The sequence below is a fragment of the Niastella vici genome (assembly GCF_002077945.1).
GTDB classification, from domain to species: Bacteria; Bacteroidota; Bacteroidia; order Chitinophagales; family Chitinophagaceae; genus Niastella; species Niastella vici.
On record NZ_LVYD01000001.1, the window covers coordinates 705469 to 722584 of the forward strand.

The following is a 17116-nucleotide window of genomic DNA, read 5'->3' on the forward strand; positions in this document are numbered from 1 at the left end:
TCCTTCGGCCGCCGCAGCTGAAAGCTGGGCGCCTGCGTCAGATCTGCCAGTTGGGGGGAGCCGGAGCACACAGAAGTCTTAGGCCGGAAGCCAGCTTGCTGAATGGCCAGGCTGAGGCTATTTTAATATATCCTTCAGCGCCGCCACTGTTTTCTTCTCACTGCCAACAAAGATCTTGTCGTTCACAAAAACTACCGGTCTTTTTAAAAAAGTGTATTCATCCAGGATCAGCTGGCGATAATCCTTTTCGGTAAGGGGTTTGTCTTTAAGGCCCATTTCCTTGTATTTCATGGCCCGGCGGCTGAACAGCGATTCATAGCTGCCCGTCTTGCTTTTCATTTCATCGAGCTGGGCGGCGGTTATACTTTCGGTTTTAATATCCTGCATCTCAAAGCTTTTGTTATCGATTCCGGTCTCTTTTATTATGGCCTGGCAGGTTGTGCAATTGCCCAGATGATAGATTTTTTTCATAAATGCGAAGATAGGAGCAGCAAATGAAAGGTTAAAAAAGCCTGCCGCCAAAAGGCCGGGATTGACAAGTTTACAGCCTTGCCCTGTTTTTGGCAGGTATTTAAGCAGGAAATAATATCTCTGAACGTCAAAAATGAAAGCGGAAGGCTGGTTTCCCGGTAACCTGTTTTCCCTGATGGCATTTTCACACTTTATTTATAGAAAACGGACATCGCAGGTGTAATTTTTTAGGTGTTTCGGCGACGAATTTGGTATCTTTTCGCTAAAACCAACCCAATTGCAGGCAAAACTTAACCAGGATGAGTTTGTGGCATTGGTGCACCAACACCGCGCTATGTTGTATAAGGTGTGCAATCTGTATTGCACATCCGACTACGATAAACAGGATCTATTCCAGGAGATCGTGATACAACTATGGGGCGCATATCCACGGTTCAGGGGTGATTCAAAATTCAGCACCTGGCTGTACCGTATTGCACTCAATACCGCCATTTCTGACCTGCGTAAACAAAAAAAGATCATTAAAAGCGTAGAACCCGAATTATTACCAACGGAGATCCAGGACATTCAATACAGTAATGAAAAAGAAGAACGGTTGCAGCAACTATATAAAGCTATTAACCATCTTACTGAAATAGAACGGGCTATAACAATGCTGTACCTTGAAGACAAGAGTTACGAAGAAATGGAAGATATTTTGGGGATCAATCAGAATAACCTGCGCGTGAAAATGAACCGGATCAAAGAAAAATTACGTAAACTCACAAAATCTGTAGAACATGGAGTTAGATAGCCTGAAAGATATTTGGAAAAATCTGGATGAAGAAGATCTTCAACCGGGCAGGGACGTGCCTATTTTGTCCATGTTGCAAAAACGGTCGCAAAGCACCATTGCAAGGCTGAAGCGCAACCTCAACCGCGAGCTGATTGCGGTGTTGATCATATATTCCCTTACCATATGGTATATTGTTACTTACCAGCGGCTATACAGCGAACTGGCTGTGTTGCTGGCACTGGTAGGGGGTGCTTTCCTCTTTTACTATTACCGTAAGAACAAGCTGCTGAAACAAATGCAATGTGTGGCCTGTGAAGTGCGGTCGAACCTGAAACAGCAGCTGGTTACGCTTGAAAAATACGTTCGCTTTTATTTTATCGCCGGCACCGTGCTTACGCCCCTGGCGTATTTTGCAGCCGGCGTTATTATTTTATTCCACGAAGTAACTCCTTCACTCAGCGATCTGCCGGTTGAAGCCCAAACCTCGGTGTCGAATATGCCTATAGCCAGCACCGTCAGCAATCACCGGTTCTTTGTACTGTTTGTTTCCATTGGGGTAGTGCTAACAGTTGGCAGTTATTTCCTCAACCGCTGGCTTATAAATAAAATGTATGGGCAGCATATTGAAAAGCTGAAAGACCTGCTGTACCAAATGGAAGATGAGGGCTAGTCAGATAATTAGCAGATAATATATAAATTTTATACCCTGACATCACAGTCAGGGTTTTTTGTAACCAAAAACTGATGCTTTTTTTACCTGGATTGCCGTTATGTTAGTTTAACAAATCGTCGTACTTGATTTTTAAGTAATTTCAATCTCCTAAAACGATTCGTTATGCCTACTCGTCGCGATTTCATCAGGCAATCATCCCTGCTTACTGCCGGTTTTTTGATCACTAAAAAAGAAAATTGGTTCGCTGAACCTAAAAAGATCGGCTTACAGCTTTATACGCTCCGCAATGAAATGGGTAAAGATGCAAAAGGCACTTTAGCCAAAGTGGCCGCACAAGGGTATAAAACAGTTGAAACCTTTGGTTATGGTAACGGCAAATGGTTTGGCATGAACGCAGCCGAATTGCGTGCCACGCTTAAATCAAACGGCTTATCAACCCCAAGCGGTCATACCTTTCCTGCCAGTATGTTTTTACAAAGCGGTTGGGAAGAAAAATGGAAACCTGCTGTGGAAGATGCAAAAGCTGTAGGTCAGGAATTTATAGTTATCCCCTGGCTCGAAGAACAATACCGCACATCGGCCGACAACTATAAAAAGATCGCCGAAGGGCTTAACAAGGCCGGAGAGGTTTGCAAAAAAACAGGTATAAAGCTCGCTTATCATAACCACGATTTTGAATTTGCGCCGGTTGAAGGCAAAACCGGTTTCGAGATCTATTTAAAAGAAACCGATCCCAAACTGGTGTTCTTTGAAATGGATATTTACTGGGTTTCAAAAGCCGGTAAAGATCCCCTGGCCCTATTTGCAAAATACCCCGGCCGCTTTGCCATGTGGCATGTAAAGGATATGGACAATACCCCGAAAAAATCTTTTACCGAAGTTGGCAGTGGCGTTATTAATTACAAGAAGATCTTCAACTATGCCAAACAAAGCGGCATGAAGTATTTCTTTGTTGAGCAGGATATGTGCCCCGGTGCGCCGCTCGACAGTACCGCCAAAAGCATTGCTTATTTGAAAAAGAATATCATTAAATAAACAGATCCTTCTTTTATAACCTAATCCTGCTTTTATATGATGCACCGAAGAAGATTCCTGCAACAAGCCGGTACGCTGCTTGCCGGTGGAACCGTATTATCCTCATTAGATAATAAAACATTTGCCATTTTTAAAAACCGCATAGCGCCTTCTGATCAGCTGAGGGTAGGCGCCATCGGTATCAATGGTATGGGCTGGGCCAATTTAATGGCCGCCCTGAAAGTGCCGGGTGTAAACGTAGCGGCACTATGCGATGTTGACAAAAATGTGCTCGATAAAAGAATGGCCGAGCTGGCAAAGAACAATATCGACACCTCGAAGGTGAAAACATATGGCGATTACCGTAAGCTGCTTGAACAAAAAGATATTGATATCGTGATAGTAGGAACCCCTGATCATTGGCATGCCTTGCAAATGGTTGAGGCCTGTGAAGCGGGTAAGGATGTATATGTTGAAAAGCCGGTTGGTAATTCCATTGCGGAATGCCGCTGTATGGTTGCCGCCCAGCAACGGTACAATAAAGTGGTGCAGGCTGGCCAGTGGCAACGCAGCCAGCAGCATTTTAAAGATGCTGTTGACTACGTGCAAAGCGGAAAGCTGGGCATGATCAGAACCGTGAAGGTATGGTGTTACCAGGGCTGGATGCGGCCGCAACCGGTTGTGCCTGACAGTAACCCGCCGGCAGGAGTTGACTATGCAAGCTGGTTAGGCCCCGCACCGAAACGGCCTTTCAATGCCAGCCGCTTTCATTTTAATTTCAGATGGTTTTGGGATTATGCCGGTGGTCTTATGACCGACTGGGGCGTGCATTTGCTCGATTATGCCCTGCTGGGGATGCAGGCCGATGTGCCTAAATCAATAGCTGCACTGGGTGGCAAATTTGCCTATCCCGACCTGAGCCAGGAAACACCTGATACTTTAACCACCTTATACGAGTTTGATAAATTCAACCTGGTATGGGATTCTGCCATGGGTATCGACAATGGTTCATATGGCCGCAACCATGGCATAGCCTACATTGGCAATAATGGAACACTGGTGCTTAACCGCGGCGGCTGGGAAGTACTGGAAGAACCGCAAAGCACCAATAAAGCAAGTAAGTCCTTTGTTAAACCCGCAGATAACGGGCTCGATAAACACTGGGTCAATTTTATTGATGTTGTGAAGAGCCGGAAAACGGAGAACCTGAATTGTTCCATTCAGGCCGGGGCGCATGTAGCTACGGTTGCCCAAATGGGTAATATTTCATTCAGAAGCGGTCAGCGGCTGGTATGGGATAAAGAAAAAGAGCGGTTTACCGATGAAAAAGTGAACAGTCAATTCCTGGCGAAGGAATATAATAATGGTTATAAGATGCCGAAGGTATAACTATAAAAAAACAGTCCCGGTATTGCCGGGACTGTTTTTTTATGTGCGCCTGGCGCACCGTGGAGCCATAGGCTCACGGCCGGCTGCCCGATCAATTCGTTTATAATTTTTTGATCCTGATATTCCGGTACCATACGGTGTTACCGTGGTCCTGCAAGGCGATCCTTCCTTTTTTAAACGTTCCGAAGCCCGCCCATTGTTTGAATTTGCTGCCTGCGATCATTTTTTTCCAGGCATCGTCCCACATGGTAGTGGTGAGCACTTTGGTTCCGTTCAAATGAAATTCAAGTGCGCCTTTATTTGAAATGATCTCCACCTGGTTCCACTCCCCGGCTGGTTTTACCGTTTCGGGGGTGCTGGTAATAAGATCATAGAGATCGCCGGCGCGGTGCTTAATAATTTTAGCATCGGGATGCGCGGCATTGTCGAGCACCTGCATTTCGGGCCCGGTCCAATAAGGTTTTTCAAACTTGGGCCCTTCCTGCACATAGAACATGATACCACTGTTGCCAGCCGGTGAAATTTTCCAATCCAGTTTCAGATCGAAATTCTCATATTCATCATTGGTGACCAGGTCGCCGCCACCAACTATGTTATTGTCTTTTTTAGTGGTGGTATCAAGGTGTAATGCTCCATCGGTCACCTGCCAGGCCGAACCATCGGAGGTATTGTTGAATACATGGAAATTGCTTTTTGAAGTGCCGTCGAACAACAATTGCCAGCCGGCGCTTTTTTCTTCATCGGTGAGGCGGTTGTTCATATCAGCAGGAGCTGCAGTGGTCATAGTATCCTTTTTTGTTGAATCGGTTTCCGGTTGTTTTGTGCCGGAACCACCCTGGCAACCGGCAATTGCTCCTGCGAACAGGAGGCAGGCAAACGTAGTACGCATATGTTGATGATTTTAGTGAAAAGGCGAATTATAACCGTTTGATACGGATATTTCTAAACGCTACACCATCACCATGGTCCTGTAAGGCAATTCTGCCTTTCCGGAACATGCCAAAACCGGCCCAGTTCTTAAACTTACTGTTAGCGATCAATTGCTTCCAGTTGTCGTTCAACATGGTGGTAGATACAACTTTGGTTCCGTTCTGGAATAAATCAAGCTGACCTTTATTGATAATGATCTCTATCTGGTTCCATTGACCCCAGGGATGTACGTTTTCGGGGGTACTGGCAATAAGATCGTACAGATCACCGGCACGATGTTTATTGATCTTTGCATCGTGATGGCCATTGTTGTCAATGATCTGCATTTCGGGACCGGTTAAATAGGATGCATTGTATTTGGGATCTTCCTGAACAAGAAAAATAATACCACTGTTACCAGCCGAATCGATCTTCCAATCGAGTTTCAGATCAAAATTTTCATATTCTTCATTGGTGGTCAGGTCACCACCACCTGCGCCGCCTTTTTTAGCCTGGGGATCAAGGTATAAAATACCATCCTGTACTTTCCATGCACCCCCATCTGATTTACTATTATAAACGTGCCAGGCGCTTTTTGAACTGCCATCGAACAAAACCTGCCAGCCATCATTTTTACCAGCGGCATCTTTTGATGCACCTGTTGATTTGTGCTCAGCATGGCAGGCCAGCAAGGCAAAAGGGAATAAGGCGATAATAATCTTCTTCATGTATTTTCAGAAATAAGTGGTAGGGTGATCGGCAGCAATACCGTAAAAAAGAGACCCCTGCTTTTTGGAGGCAGGGGCTATGGTGTTTATTTATTTTTTAAAGAGAGAACGTAGCGAACCATTTCCTTGGCGCTGTCAAGGCTTAATGTTGGGTGCGGTGTCATTGGTACGGTGCCCCAGTTACCAGAGCCCCCTTTGATCACCTTGTTGGCCAATGTTTCAATATTTGCGTCGGTAGCTTCATATTTTTTTGCCACATCGGTATAAGCGGGACCGATATTTTTTTCGCTGATCTTATGACAGGTAGTGCAATCGAGTGCACCAATCATTTCAAGTCCTTTTTCATTGGCGCCTGCTGCGTCGCCGGCTGGTGCGCTATTGGCGCTTTCGGCTGGTTTTTCTTCAGTGCCTTTTTTGGTATCTGAGCCGCCGCATGCAACCATTGCTGTACATAAAGCAGCAAATACAAAGTATTTCTTCATCGAAACAAAAGTTTAAGTTCTGAAATGCAATTTAAAAGTTTAGCAAATTACATTATTTTAATCCTAATACCGATCTATTAAATTTTTCATCGCTACCGGTTCCTGCAAAATCGTCAAAAGCTTTTTCTGTAACCCGTATAATATGATCTTTGATAAACACTGACCCTTCTGCAGCCCCGTCTTCAGGATGTTTTATGCAACATTCCCATTCAAGCACGGCCCAGCCTGCATAGTCGTAGGCGGCCAGTTTGCTGAAGATCGATTTAAAATCTACCTGGCCATCGCCCAGCGAGCGGAAACGGCCGGCGCGGTCGATCCAGTTCTGGTAACCACCATATACCCCTTGTTTTCCTGTTGGGTTAAACTCGGCATCTTTTACATGGAACATGCGGATGCGTTCATGATAGTTATCGATGTATTCGAGATAGTCGAGGCATTGCAATACGAAGTGTGAAGGATCGTACAGCAGGCATGCCCGGGGATGGTTATTGGTATGCTGTAAGAACATTTCATAAGAGATACCATCGTGCAGATCTTCACCGGGGTGAATTTCATAACAGAGGTCAACCCCACATTCATCAAAAGCATTCAGGATGGGCAGCCAGCGGTTAGCCAGCTCTTTAAAACCGGTCTCAACCAGTCCGGCAGGGCGTTGTGGCCAGGGATATACCGTGGGCCATAACAGCGCGCCACTGAACGTGGCATGGGCGTTGAGGCCCAGGTTCTGCGATGCTTTTGCTGCGTAGTGTAATTGTTGAACGGCCCATTCGGTCCTTGCTTTGGGATTATTACGGAATTTTTCCGGTGCAAAGCCATCGAACAATGTATCATAAGCCGGATGAACGGCCACCAGTTGTCCCTGTAAATGGGTGGAGAGCTCAGTGATCTCGAGCCCGCATTCTTTAACCAGCCCTTTTATTTCGTCAGCATAGGTTTTGCTTTCCGCTGCTTTTTGCAGATCGATACAGCGGCTGTCCCAGCTGGGTATTTGCACACCAACAAAACCGAGGCTTTTTGCCCACTGGCAAATTGATTTCAATGAATTGAATGGTGGCTGATCGCCCATGAACTGAGCCAGGAATAATCCGGGTCCTTTTAACGTTTTCATTTAATGGCGCTTTGAGTGATTAGGAATTTGATAATTGCAGATTTGCGAAACCAGGCCTGCGCGTTCTTCGACTTTCCGCCAAAGGGCATACACGCGTTCCCGACTGAAGGATCAAAACGCACTACACTTCAAACAATGTCCATTTTTCTTTGCTGGCGCTGCTCTTTACCACATTATCAATAAACGCCATGCCCCGAACGCCTTCGTCTACCCGCGGAAAATCGAGCATTTCTTTTGATGGTTCCTTCCCATCGATCTTTGCTGAAAGCGTTAGTGCAAAATTGCGATAGATATTACCGAAAGCTTCGAGATAACCTTCAGGGTGACCGCCCGGAGTGCGGCAGTTATGCGTAGCAAATGAAGATAATACGCCTGTATAATTGGCGCCTGCACGCAAAATCTGTGTCGGTTGATCGAGCCATTTTACGATGAGACTATTGGGTTCGTGTTGTGCCCATTCCAATCCACCGGTTTCGCCGTATACCCGAATTTTTAAAGCATTCTCTTCCCCGGCGGCTATTTGTGAAGCTATTAATACACCGGCGGCGCCATTATCGAACTTTAATAATACGTTACCATCATCATCGAGGTGGCGGCCTTCAACCATGATGTTCAGATCGGCGCACAGTTGTGTGATCTTTAAACCAGTGATGTATTCTGTAAGGTGGGCAGCATGTGTACCAATATCGCCCATAGCACCGGCCTTACCCGATTTCTTGGGATCGGTTCTCCAGGCTGCCTGTGCATTGCCTTCACGTTCACTCAATTTGCTTAACCAACCTTGCGGATACTCTACAATTACTTTTCTAACCTTGCCAAACACACCGCCCTGTACCATGGCGCGGGCCTGCTTAACCATGGGATAACCCGAATAGGTATGTGTTAAGCATAATTGCAAACCGGTTTCCTGAACTTTTTTGCTTAACTGTTTAGCTTCATCGAGTGTGAAGGTCATTGGTTTTTCGATCACCACATGAAAGCCATGGTCAAGCGCCATCATAGCCGGTGCAAAGTGCGCGAAATTGGGCGTTACAATGGTCACAAAATCCATGCGTTTGTCAGCTGGCAATTTGCTTTCTGCCCTGATCATATCTTCATAATTGGTATATATGCGGTCATCGGGAAGAAATAACATCTTACCAGATTCGATGGCCGTTTCAGGATTAACGCTTAAGGCTCCACAGGAGAGCTCAATAAGGCCATCCATATTGGCAGCAATGCGGTGAACAGCGCCGATAAAGGCATCCTTGCCTCCACCCACCATTCCCATTCTTAATTTTCTGTTCATGAAAAAGAAATTAGAAAATGTGAAAAAGGATTTGTTTTAAAATAAAAAATTACATTTACATGCTTATTTGAATCTAACGAATTTACATTAGCGTTCGATAAAGTTACGGTGGTTCGGTAAAAACTTTAAAAATTATCAATTACCAAACCGTTTAAAAACAAAATTGATTCTTGCCATGCAACAACCAACTATCCAACGTAAGCAATTATTTGTTGCCAGTTGTACTGCTCTTATTGTTACTGCAATGACCTTTGCGTTCCGTGCCTCGCTCGAAGGCGTATGGGGTCAGGAATTCCATCTCGATAAAGAACAAATTGGCTGGATCTTCAGTCCGGCATTCTGGGGTTTTACCCTGGCCATGGTATTTGGCGGCCCGCTTTGTGATATAATAGGTATGAAACGTTTGATAGGGTTGGCTTTCATTGGCCATGTATCGGGCGTTATTATTTACCTGGTGGCCAAAGATGCCACCATGTTATTTATAGGTACGCTGTGTATTGGTATTGGGAATGGCATGGTAGAAGCAGCCTGTAACCCCCTCGTAGTTTCCCTGTTCCCCGAGAACAAAACAACCATGTTGAACCGCTTTCACGTTTGGTTCCCCGGCGGGATTGTTATTGGTGGTTTGATCGCTTACGCATTACTCGAAAAATTGCAGATCGGCTGGCATGTCCTGGTAGCCTTGCTGCTGATACCTGCTGTTATATATGGGGTGTTATTCCTGAAATTGACTTTCCCCCCAACTGAACGGGTTGCAAAAGGAATTAGCACTAAACAAATGTTCGCAGCCTGCGTAAACCCGCTGTTCATAGTAATGGTCATTTGTATGTTCATGACCGCTGCTACTGAATTGGGTACTAACCAATGGCTGGGCGCTTTATTACAGGGTGCCGGTATTTCGGGCATTCTGGTACTGGTATTTATTAATGGCATTATGGCCCTGGGCCGTTCTTTTGCCGGCCCCGTGGTACACCGGTTGAATCCCAATGGTATGTTGATCTTTTCGGCCCTGTTTGCCGGCATTGGTTTAATACTGTTGAGCAAAGCCAGCGGTGGTGCTGCATTTGGCGCTGCATTGGTTTTTGCGGTGGGTATCTGCTTCTTTTGGCCTACCATGCTGGGTTTTGTATCGGAATATTTACCCAATACAGGTGCATTAGGGCTTTCCTTAATGGGCGGGGCCGGGATGTTTTCGGTTTCTTTAATATTGCCAGTGATGGGAAAATGGTACGATAAATATAAAGCGGCCGCTGTTGCAGCCGGCGAAGAGGCTGCTAAAGCCGATGCTATAGCGGGATCGAATACATTTATGAAAGTGGCTATAATGCCTGCGATCCTGGTGGTGATCTTCGTGATCGTTTATTTTGCCCGTCGCAAGCACTATACACAACATAAACAGGCGATAGCATAGCTGTAAAGGGTAAAATAGCCGCTGTGCTGCTATTAACACCTGTTAGCTTATAATAGTACTATCTTAACCTTTTGTAATAATTTAACGCGAAGGCTTTTACAATTAAACGAATTTGTGAGAACAATTTGTAAATTTCAATCTTAACATTTATAAACATGGCTAATCAATCGCGAAGAGTTGCCATCAAAAACCTGGTAGCGGGAACGGCCGCACTGGGTACTGCCAACGTGCTTTCGTCTTTTACCACCCCCTCAGCAATTAAATCAACTACTTTGAAAGGAAATATCAACCACGCTGTTTGCCGTTGGTGCTATGGTTCCATTGAGTTGGATGAATTTTGTGCGGCAGCAAAAAAAATGGGTATCAGTGCTATTGACCTTGTTGGCCCCAAAGACTGGCCAACCTTACAAAAACACGGCCTGTTCTCTTCTATGTGCAATGGCGCCGAAATTAACCTGGTAGATGGCTGGAACGATAAAAAAAATCACGCCCAGTTAATCAAGAACTACACCGAAATGATTCCCCTGGTAGCGAAAGCAGGTTATAAAAACCTCATTTGCTTCAGTGGCAACCGCCGGGGTATAGACGATGAAACCGGTTGGAACAATTGTGCTGAAGGCTTAAAGCAAATAATGCCCCTTGCTGAAAAGAACAATGTGATGATCGTAATGGAACTGCTGAACAGCAAAGTGAATCACAAAGATTACCAGTGCGATAAAACACCCTGGGGTGTTGAGCTGGTAAAGCGCGTAGGTTCCGAAAACTTCAAGCTGTTATACGATATCTACCACATGCAGATCGATGAAGGCGATGTAATTCGCACCATCAAAGACAATCACCAGTACATAGCCCATTACCATACCGGTGGCGTTCCGGGCCGAAATGAAATTGATGAAACACAGGAGCTCTATTATCCTGCGATCATGAAGGCCATTCTTGAAACCGGTTTCAAAGGATATGTTGCGCAGGAATTTATACCCGCGCGCAAAACCAATGAAGAAAAGCTGGTTTCGCTTGAAAAAGCCATTAAGATCTGTGATGTATAAAACTGTTTTCGCATTTTTCTCGTCTTTCTTAAAACTAAATAAAACAATGAATCATGGCAGATAATGTATATGATGCTATTGTAGTGGGATCGGGTATCAGTGGCGGCTGGGCTGCAAAAGAACTGACCGAAAAAGGATTGAAAGTGCTGTTGCTGGAGCGGGGTGAAAATATTGAACATATTAAAGGCTATACTAGCGCCAATAAAGCACCCTGGGAATTTCCTCACCGCGGCGGCAAAACCCAGGAAATGATAAAGGAATATCCCGTGTTGAACAGGGATTATCCGCTCAATGAAATGAACCTGAATTACTGGACAAACGAAAAGGATTGTCCGTATACAGAAACAAAACGGTTCGACTGGTTCCGTGGTTACCATGTAGGCGGCCGTTCACTGATGTGGGGCCGTCAAAGCTATCGCTGGAGCGATCTCGATTTTGAAGCCAATGCAAAAGATGGCCATGGTGTTGACTGGCCCATCCGCTATAAAGAAATTGCGCCCTGGTACGACTATGTTGAGAAATTTGCCGGTATCAGCGGTAGTAAAGAAGGCCTGGCGCATTTACCCGATGGACAGTTTCAGCCAGCCATGGAATTGAACTGTGTTGAGAAAGATGTGGCCGCCCGGCTTAAAGATCATTATAAAGGACAGCGTCATTTGTTTATTGGTCGCGTAGCGAATGCTACCCTGCCTTTACCGGGCAGAACCAATTGCCAGTACCGCAACAAATGCTGGTTGGGTTGTCCGTTCGGCGGTTATTTCAGCACGCAATCATCTACTTTGCCAGCTGCCGTAGCTACGGGTAATTTAACCCTTCGTCCTTTCTCTATTGTAACCAAAGTGCTGTACGATAAAGACAAGAAAAGAGCCACCGGTGTTGAAGTGATGGATGCGCAGGAAAACAAGACCTACGAGTTTAAATCGAAAGTAGTGTTCCTGTGCGCTTCGGCATTCAACAGTACCTGGGTGCTGTTCAATTCAGCAACTGATGTATGGCCCGGTGGTTTGGGCAGCAGCAGCGGCGAGTTGGGCCATAATGTAATGGACCACCATTTCCGCGTTGGTGCCGATGGAATTTTTGAGGGTTATGACGATAAATATTATTTCGGCCGCCGGCCCACCGGTTTTTATATCCCGCGTTTCCGCAATGTGGGCAGCGATAAAAGAGAATATGTGCGGGGCTTCGGTTACCAGGGCGCTGGCAGCCGCCAGGGTTGGAACCGCCAGATCGCGGAGCTGGGCATTGGCGCAGAATTAAAGAATGCTTTGCAGGAACCCGGTCCCTGGTCGTTGGGTATGACCGCTTTTGGCGAAATATTGCCCTACCACGAAAACACGATCTCGCTCGATAAAACGAAAAAAGATAAATGGGGTTTGCCGGTGCTGGCCATCGACTGCGAATTGAAGGATAATGAAAAAAAGATGCGGGTCGATATGAAGAACGATGCCATGGAAATGCTTACTGCCGCCGGTTTAAAGGATGTAAAACCTTCAGAAAGCGATTATTTCATGGGTATGGGTATTCATGAAATGGGTACCGCCCGCATGGGTAAAGATGCCAAAACCTCTGTGCTCAATGGGCACAACCAGGTATGGGATGCCCCCAATGTATACGTAACCGATGGCGCCTGCATGACATCTGCTGCCTGCGTTAACCCCTCACTTACTTACATGGCATTAACGGCCCGTGCCGCTGATCATGCTGTGAGTGAATTGAAAAAAGGAAATCTGTAGAATAATGTGCTAATGTGCAAATTTGCTAATGGGCTGATAATAAGGGCAGGCTTGTTAAATGTTTTCTTTACGGTTAAAATTTTTTTTAATTTACACGCTTCCTTAATTTATTAGATATCGTCTTCAATTAGCATATTAGCACATTATCAAATTAGCAAATAAGCAACACTATGCCAGGAGATTCTCTGAACGTACACCTAAACACGAAAGCAACCGCACAAAACACCTATGATGCCATTGTAGTTGGTTCGGGTATAAGTGGTGGCTGGGCCGCCAAGGAATTATGCGAAAAAGGTCTTAAAACACTGGTGCTGGAACGGGGTAGAAATGTAGAACACATTAAAGACTACGCCGGAACAGAAAAGAACATCTGGGAGTTGACGCACCATAATAACCGGACCGAAGAAGATAAAAAGAACAGCCCCATTCAAAGCAAATGCTATGCTTACGATGAGGTTTCAAAAAAGTTCTTTGTCAATGATATTGAAAACCCGTACAACGAGGTAAAGAAGTTCTGGTGGATACGGGGATACCATGTTGGCGGCCGCTCGCTGATGTGGGGCCGTCAAAGCTACCGGTGGAGCGATCTTGATTTTGAAGCCAATGGCAAAGATGGCCATGGAGTTGACTGGCCAATACGGTATAAAGACCTGGCGCCCTGGTACAGCTATGTAGAGAAGTTCGCCGGTATTAATGGCAACAAAGACGGTTTGCCGCAATTGCCCGATGGGGAGTTTTTACCAGCCATGGAAATGAATTGCCTGGAGAAACATGTGGCAGCCAGCCTTAAGCAAAACTACAGCGACCGGGTAATGATCATGGGCCGCTCGGCCAACCATACCAAACAGGTGGGTGACCGCGGGCCTTGCCAGTACCGCAATAAATGCCACCAGGGTTGTCCGTTCGGTGGGTATTTCAGCAGCAACTCGGCTACCCTGCCTGCTGCCAAAGCAACCGGTAATCTTACCTTACGGCCTCATTCCATAGTACTGGATGTGCTGTATGATAAAGATAAAAAGCGGGCTACCGGCGTTCGGATCCTGGATGCAGAAACCATGAAGACCGAAGAGTACTATGCTAAAATAGTTTTCCTGAATGCAAGTACCCTGGGAACTGCGCATATTCTGTTACATTCCGTATCGGATGTATTTCCGAATGGATTTGGCAATAGTAGCAACCAGGTGGGCCACAACCTCATGGACCATCACTATGGAGTAGGCGCACACGGCGATTATGATGGATTTGAGGATTCGTATTATTATGGAAGAAGACCGAATGGTATTTACATACCCCGGTTCAGGAATATCAATGAAAAAACAAAACGCAGCGATTATGTTCGCGGTTTTGGTTATCAGGGTGGCGCCAGCCGGGGACGTGGGAATGGTGAAGATGGCATTGGGGTTGAACTGAAAGCAAGCCTTACCGAACCCGGTAAATGGGGCATGGGCATTGCTGCCTGGGGCGAACACTTACCTTACTATGAAAATAAGGTTACCCTGAACAAAGAGAAGAAAGATAAATGGGGATTGCCCATACTCGATATTGATTGTGAGTTCAAGGAGAATGAAAAGATCATGCGGAAGGATATGATGGACAGCGCCGCGGAAATGCTTGAAAAAGCAGGCATCAAGAATGTAAAAACATTCGACAGTGATCCCCCGCCCGGATTCTGTATTCATGAAATGGGCACTGCCCGCATGGGTAAAGATGCAAAAACATCGGTACTGAATGGCAATAACCAGATGCATGATGTAAAGAATGTGTTCATAACCGATGGCGCCTGTATGGCCTCATCAGCCTGCCAGAACCCGTCGTTGACATATATGGCGCTTACAGCACGGGCTGCAGATTTTGCGGTGAATGAGCTGAAAAAAGGTAATCTCTAATAAATCTCAAAATTGATTCATACTTCAAATTAATAATTATGAACAGAAGAGACGCACTATCCCGTGTTGCATTGTTGTTGGGGGGAACGGTAATAGGGGGAGAATTTTTTCTGAGCGGTTGCACCAGCTCCGATAAAAAGATCGGACAATCAGTTGACTTCACCGCCGACGATATTGCTTACCTGGATGAAATAGCAGAGACCATTATTCCTGCTACCGATACACCCGGCGCCAAAGAAGCTAAAGTAGGCTCCTTCATGACCGTTATGGTGAAAGATTGCTACGACGAAAAGCAACAGAAAATATTCCTGGAAGGCATGAACAAGCTGAATGAAGCCAGCAAACAGAAGTACGGCGGTAATGGGTTTATGAAAATAACCCCTGAACAACGTAAGGAGTTGTTGAATGCCCTGGATAAGGAGCAGAAAGAACACGGCAAGAACAAGAAGAAGGATGATGAGCCGCATTATTTTTCGCTGATGAAACAGTTAACCCTGTTGGGTTACTTTACATCGGAACCCGGCGCTACAAAAGCGTTGCGTTATGTGCCGGTACCCGGCCGTTTCGAAGCCTGTATGCCTTACAAAAAAGGCGATAAGGCCTGGGCTTTATAAGCAAATTGACTATTGAATTATAAATGATGAATGTTGAAGTGCAAAACCCTTCGCCATTCATCATTGGTATTTTAAATATGGATTAATTACAACAACCATCATGTATAACAGAAGAAGTTTTCTCAAAGCAACCGGAGCATTGGCGTCAGGAATACTCGTTGGAAGATCAGCATTTTCAATGGAGGATTTTTCAACGAATGGACACATTAAAAAATTTGGCCTGCAGTTATGGTCCCTGCGCGATGATCTGCCGAAAGATCCCAAAGGTGTTTTAAAACAGGTAGCCTCGTTTGGTTATAAACAGGTTGAAAGCTATGAAGGCAAGCAGGGCATGTTCTGGGGTATGACCAACAAGGAATTCAAAAAATATATGGATGAGCTGGGCATGAGCATTGTTTCGAGCCACTGTAATATCAATAGTGATTTTGAAACAAAGGCAGCACAGGCCGGTGAAATTGGAATGAAATATCTTATTTGTCCGCACCTGGGCGTACAAAAGACCATTGATGACTTTAAACGGAGTGCCGAGAAATTCAATGCCTGCGGTGAGATCTGTAAAAAGAACGGATTGCGATTCGCTTATCACAACCATGGCTACAGCTTTACCGAGCTGGAAGGACAAATGCCCCAGGATGTTTTGATGAAGAATACCAATGCAGCCCTGGTTGATTTTGAAATGGATATTTACTGGGTTGTTACCGCCGGCGCCGATCCAATTGCCTGGTTGAACAAATATCCCGGCCGGTTTACCTTGTGTCATGTAAAAGACCGGTTAAAAGGTGCAGATCCCAAGAATACAGATGCATCTACCGACCTGGGCACCGGTAGTATTGACTTTGCGAAGATCCTGAAAGTGGGTACCAGCAAGGGACTGAAATATTATATTGTTGAGCAGGAGCACTATGATAACAGCACCCCGCTGAAGAGTGCAGAGGTGGACGCAGCGTATATGAAGAAGTTTAAGATATAATACCCCCCGACGAGTTGGGGGCTGGCGGAGGAGCAATGAGGTTCAAAAATTTTAAGAGGTTTCCTAAAAGGGAAGCCTCTTTTTTTTCCGGTTACCGGTGGCAGTGCCGTTTGCCGTTTACGGTTTTGTATCTTTAAAGAAACAACTACACATTATGAGAAATTTGCCTTTATTCATTCTTACCTTCTTTATCATTCAACATGCCTGCGCCCAGTCGGGCGATGAACAAACTATACGTAAGGTCCTGGGCGATCAGGTCGTTGCGTGGAACAATGGGAATATTGAAGAATTTATGAAAGGGTACTGGAACAACGACTCTTTGATGTTTATTGGTAAAAGCGGTGTAACATATGGCTACCACAACACACTAATGAATTATAAACAGCATTACAACAATGCCGACGCAATGGGAACCCTGTCGTTTGAGCTTATCAAAGTGCAGCGACTGTCGCCCGAATACTACTTCATTGTTGGTAAATGGCATTTGAAAAGGAAAATCGGCGATGTGGGCGGCCACTACAATCTTCTCTTCCGGAAAATTAATGGTACCTGGGTGATTGTGGCAGACCATAGTAGCTAATTCCGCAGAGCGGGACAGGTTATACCCAAGCGCGGCATC

At 45.5% G+C, this 17116-nt stretch carries 17 protein-coding genes; 11 read left to right on the forward strand and 6 right to left on the reverse strand.

Annotated elements, in window-relative coordinates; translation table 11 throughout:
• Nucleotides 1-117 precede the first annotated feature (117 nt).
• The gene (locus A3860_RS03240; protein WP_081145078.1) at nt 118-471 is read right to left on the reverse strand and encodes an arsenate reductase family protein; all 354 of its coding nucleotides are present in this window, start codon (nt 469-471) and stop codon (nt 118-120) included.
• A gap of 277 nt (nt 472-748) precedes the next feature.
• On the opposite strand from A3860_RS03240, the gene A3860_RS03250 reads away from it, so the two are divergent.
• The 4 genes from A3860_RS03250 to A3860_RS03265 all read left to right on the forward strand — a co-directional run bounded on the left by A3860_RS03250 (nt 749) and on the right by A3860_RS03265 (nt 4322).
• Entirely contained in the window at nt 749-1264 is a 516-nt protein-coding gene (locus A3860_RS03250; RefSeq protein WP_081145080.1) for an RNA polymerase sigma factor, read from the forward strand.
• Nucleotides 1251-1916, forward strand: coding sequence for a hypothetical protein (locus A3860_RS03255; RefSeq protein WP_081145081.1), 666 nt, complete (start codon nt 1251-1253; stop codon nt 1914-1916). The genes A3860_RS03250 and A3860_RS03255 overlap by 14 nt, the downstream gene beginning before the upstream one ends.
• A 165-nt stretch (nt 1917-2081) precedes the next feature.
• On the forward strand, nt 2082-2954 hold the full coding sequence (locus tag A3860_RS03260; RefSeq protein WP_081145082.1) for a sugar phosphate isomerase/epimerase family protein: 873 nt from the start codon (nt 2082-2084) through the stop codon (nt 2952-2954).
• 36 nt (nt 2955-2990) lie between these two features.
• Entirely contained in the window at nt 2991-4322 is a 1332-nt protein-coding gene (locus A3860_RS03265) for a Gfo/Idh/MocA family protein (protein ID WP_081145083.1), read from the forward strand.
• 100 nt (nt 4323-4422) lie between these two features.
• On the opposite strand, the gene A3860_RS03270 is transcribed toward A3860_RS03265, so the two are convergent.
• The 5 genes from A3860_RS03270 to A3860_RS03290 form a co-directional block, all read right to left on the reverse strand.
• Nucleotides 4423-5211, reverse strand: coding sequence for a 3-keto-disaccharide hydrolase (locus tag A3860_RS03270; RefSeq protein ID WP_081145084.1), 789 nt, complete (start codon nt 5209-5211; stop codon nt 4423-4425).
• Nucleotides 5212-5239: 28 nt separating this feature from the next.
• On the reverse strand, nt 5240-5959 hold the full coding sequence (locus A3860_RS03275) for a 3-keto-disaccharide hydrolase (protein WP_081145085.1): 720 nt from the start codon (nt 5957-5959) through the stop codon (nt 5240-5242).
• Between the two features lie 86 nt (nt 5960-6045).
• A complete protein-coding gene (locus tag A3860_RS03280; RefSeq protein WP_081145086.1) occupies nt 6046-6441 on the reverse strand; it encodes a c-type cytochrome in 396 nt (131 codons plus the stop codon).
• Between the two features lie 52 nt (nt 6442-6493).
• Complete coding sequence (locus A3860_RS03285) at nt 6494-7549, reverse strand: sugar phosphate isomerase/epimerase family protein (protein WP_081145087.1); 1056 nt, start codon at nt 7547-7549, stop codon at nt 6494-6496.
• Between the two features lie 121 nt (nt 7550-7670).
• Nucleotides 7671-8837, reverse strand: coding sequence for a Gfo/Idh/MocA family protein (locus A3860_RS03290; RefSeq protein ID WP_081145088.1), 1167 nt, complete (start codon nt 8835-8837; stop codon nt 7671-7673).
• A gap of 175 nt (nt 8838-9012) precedes the next feature.
• Here A3860_RS03290 and A3860_RS03295 point away from each other — a divergent pair, with 175 nt between their 5' ends.
• The 7 genes from A3860_RS03295 to A3860_RS03325 all read left to right on the forward strand — a co-directional run bounded on the left by A3860_RS03295 (nt 9013) and on the right by A3860_RS03325 (nt 17077).
• Nucleotides 9013-10248, forward strand: a complete 1236-nt coding sequence (locus A3860_RS03295; protein WP_081145089.1) for an MFS transporter — start codon at nt 9013-9015, stop codon at nt 10246-10248.
• Nucleotides 10249-10403: 155 nt separating this feature from the next.
• Nucleotides 10404-11294, forward strand: a complete 891-nt coding sequence (locus tag A3860_RS03300; protein WP_081145090.1) for a hydroxypyruvate isomerase family protein — start codon at nt 10404-10406, stop codon at nt 11292-11294.
• A 53-nt stretch (nt 11295-11347) separates the two neighbouring features.
• Nucleotides 11348-13027, forward strand: coding sequence for a GMC oxidoreductase (locus A3860_RS03305; protein ID WP_081145091.1), 1680 nt, complete (start codon nt 11348-11350; stop codon nt 13025-13027).
• Nucleotides 13028-13197: 170 nt separating this feature from the next.
• Entirely contained in the window at nt 13198-14913 is a 1716-nt protein-coding gene (locus tag A3860_RS03310) for a GMC oxidoreductase (protein ID WP_081145092.1), read from the forward strand.
• A gap of 38 nt (nt 14914-14951) precedes the next feature.
• On the forward strand, nt 14952-15527 hold the full coding sequence (locus A3860_RS03315; RefSeq protein ID WP_081145093.1) for a gluconate 2-dehydrogenase subunit 3 family protein: 576 nt from the start codon (nt 14952-14954) through the stop codon (nt 15525-15527).
• A gap of 100 nt (nt 15528-15627) precedes the next feature.
• Nucleotides 15628-16497 (forward strand): TIM barrel protein, encoded by an 870-nt coding sequence (locus A3860_RS03320; protein WP_081145094.1) that lies wholly within the window; start codon nt 15628-15630, stop codon nt 16495-16497.
• Between the two features lie 154 nt (nt 16498-16651).
• Nucleotides 16652-17077 (forward strand): YybH family protein, encoded by a 426-nt coding sequence (locus A3860_RS03325; RefSeq protein ID WP_081145095.1) that lies wholly within the window; start codon nt 16652-16654, stop codon nt 17075-17077.
• Nucleotides 17078-17116 lie beyond the last annotated feature (39 nt).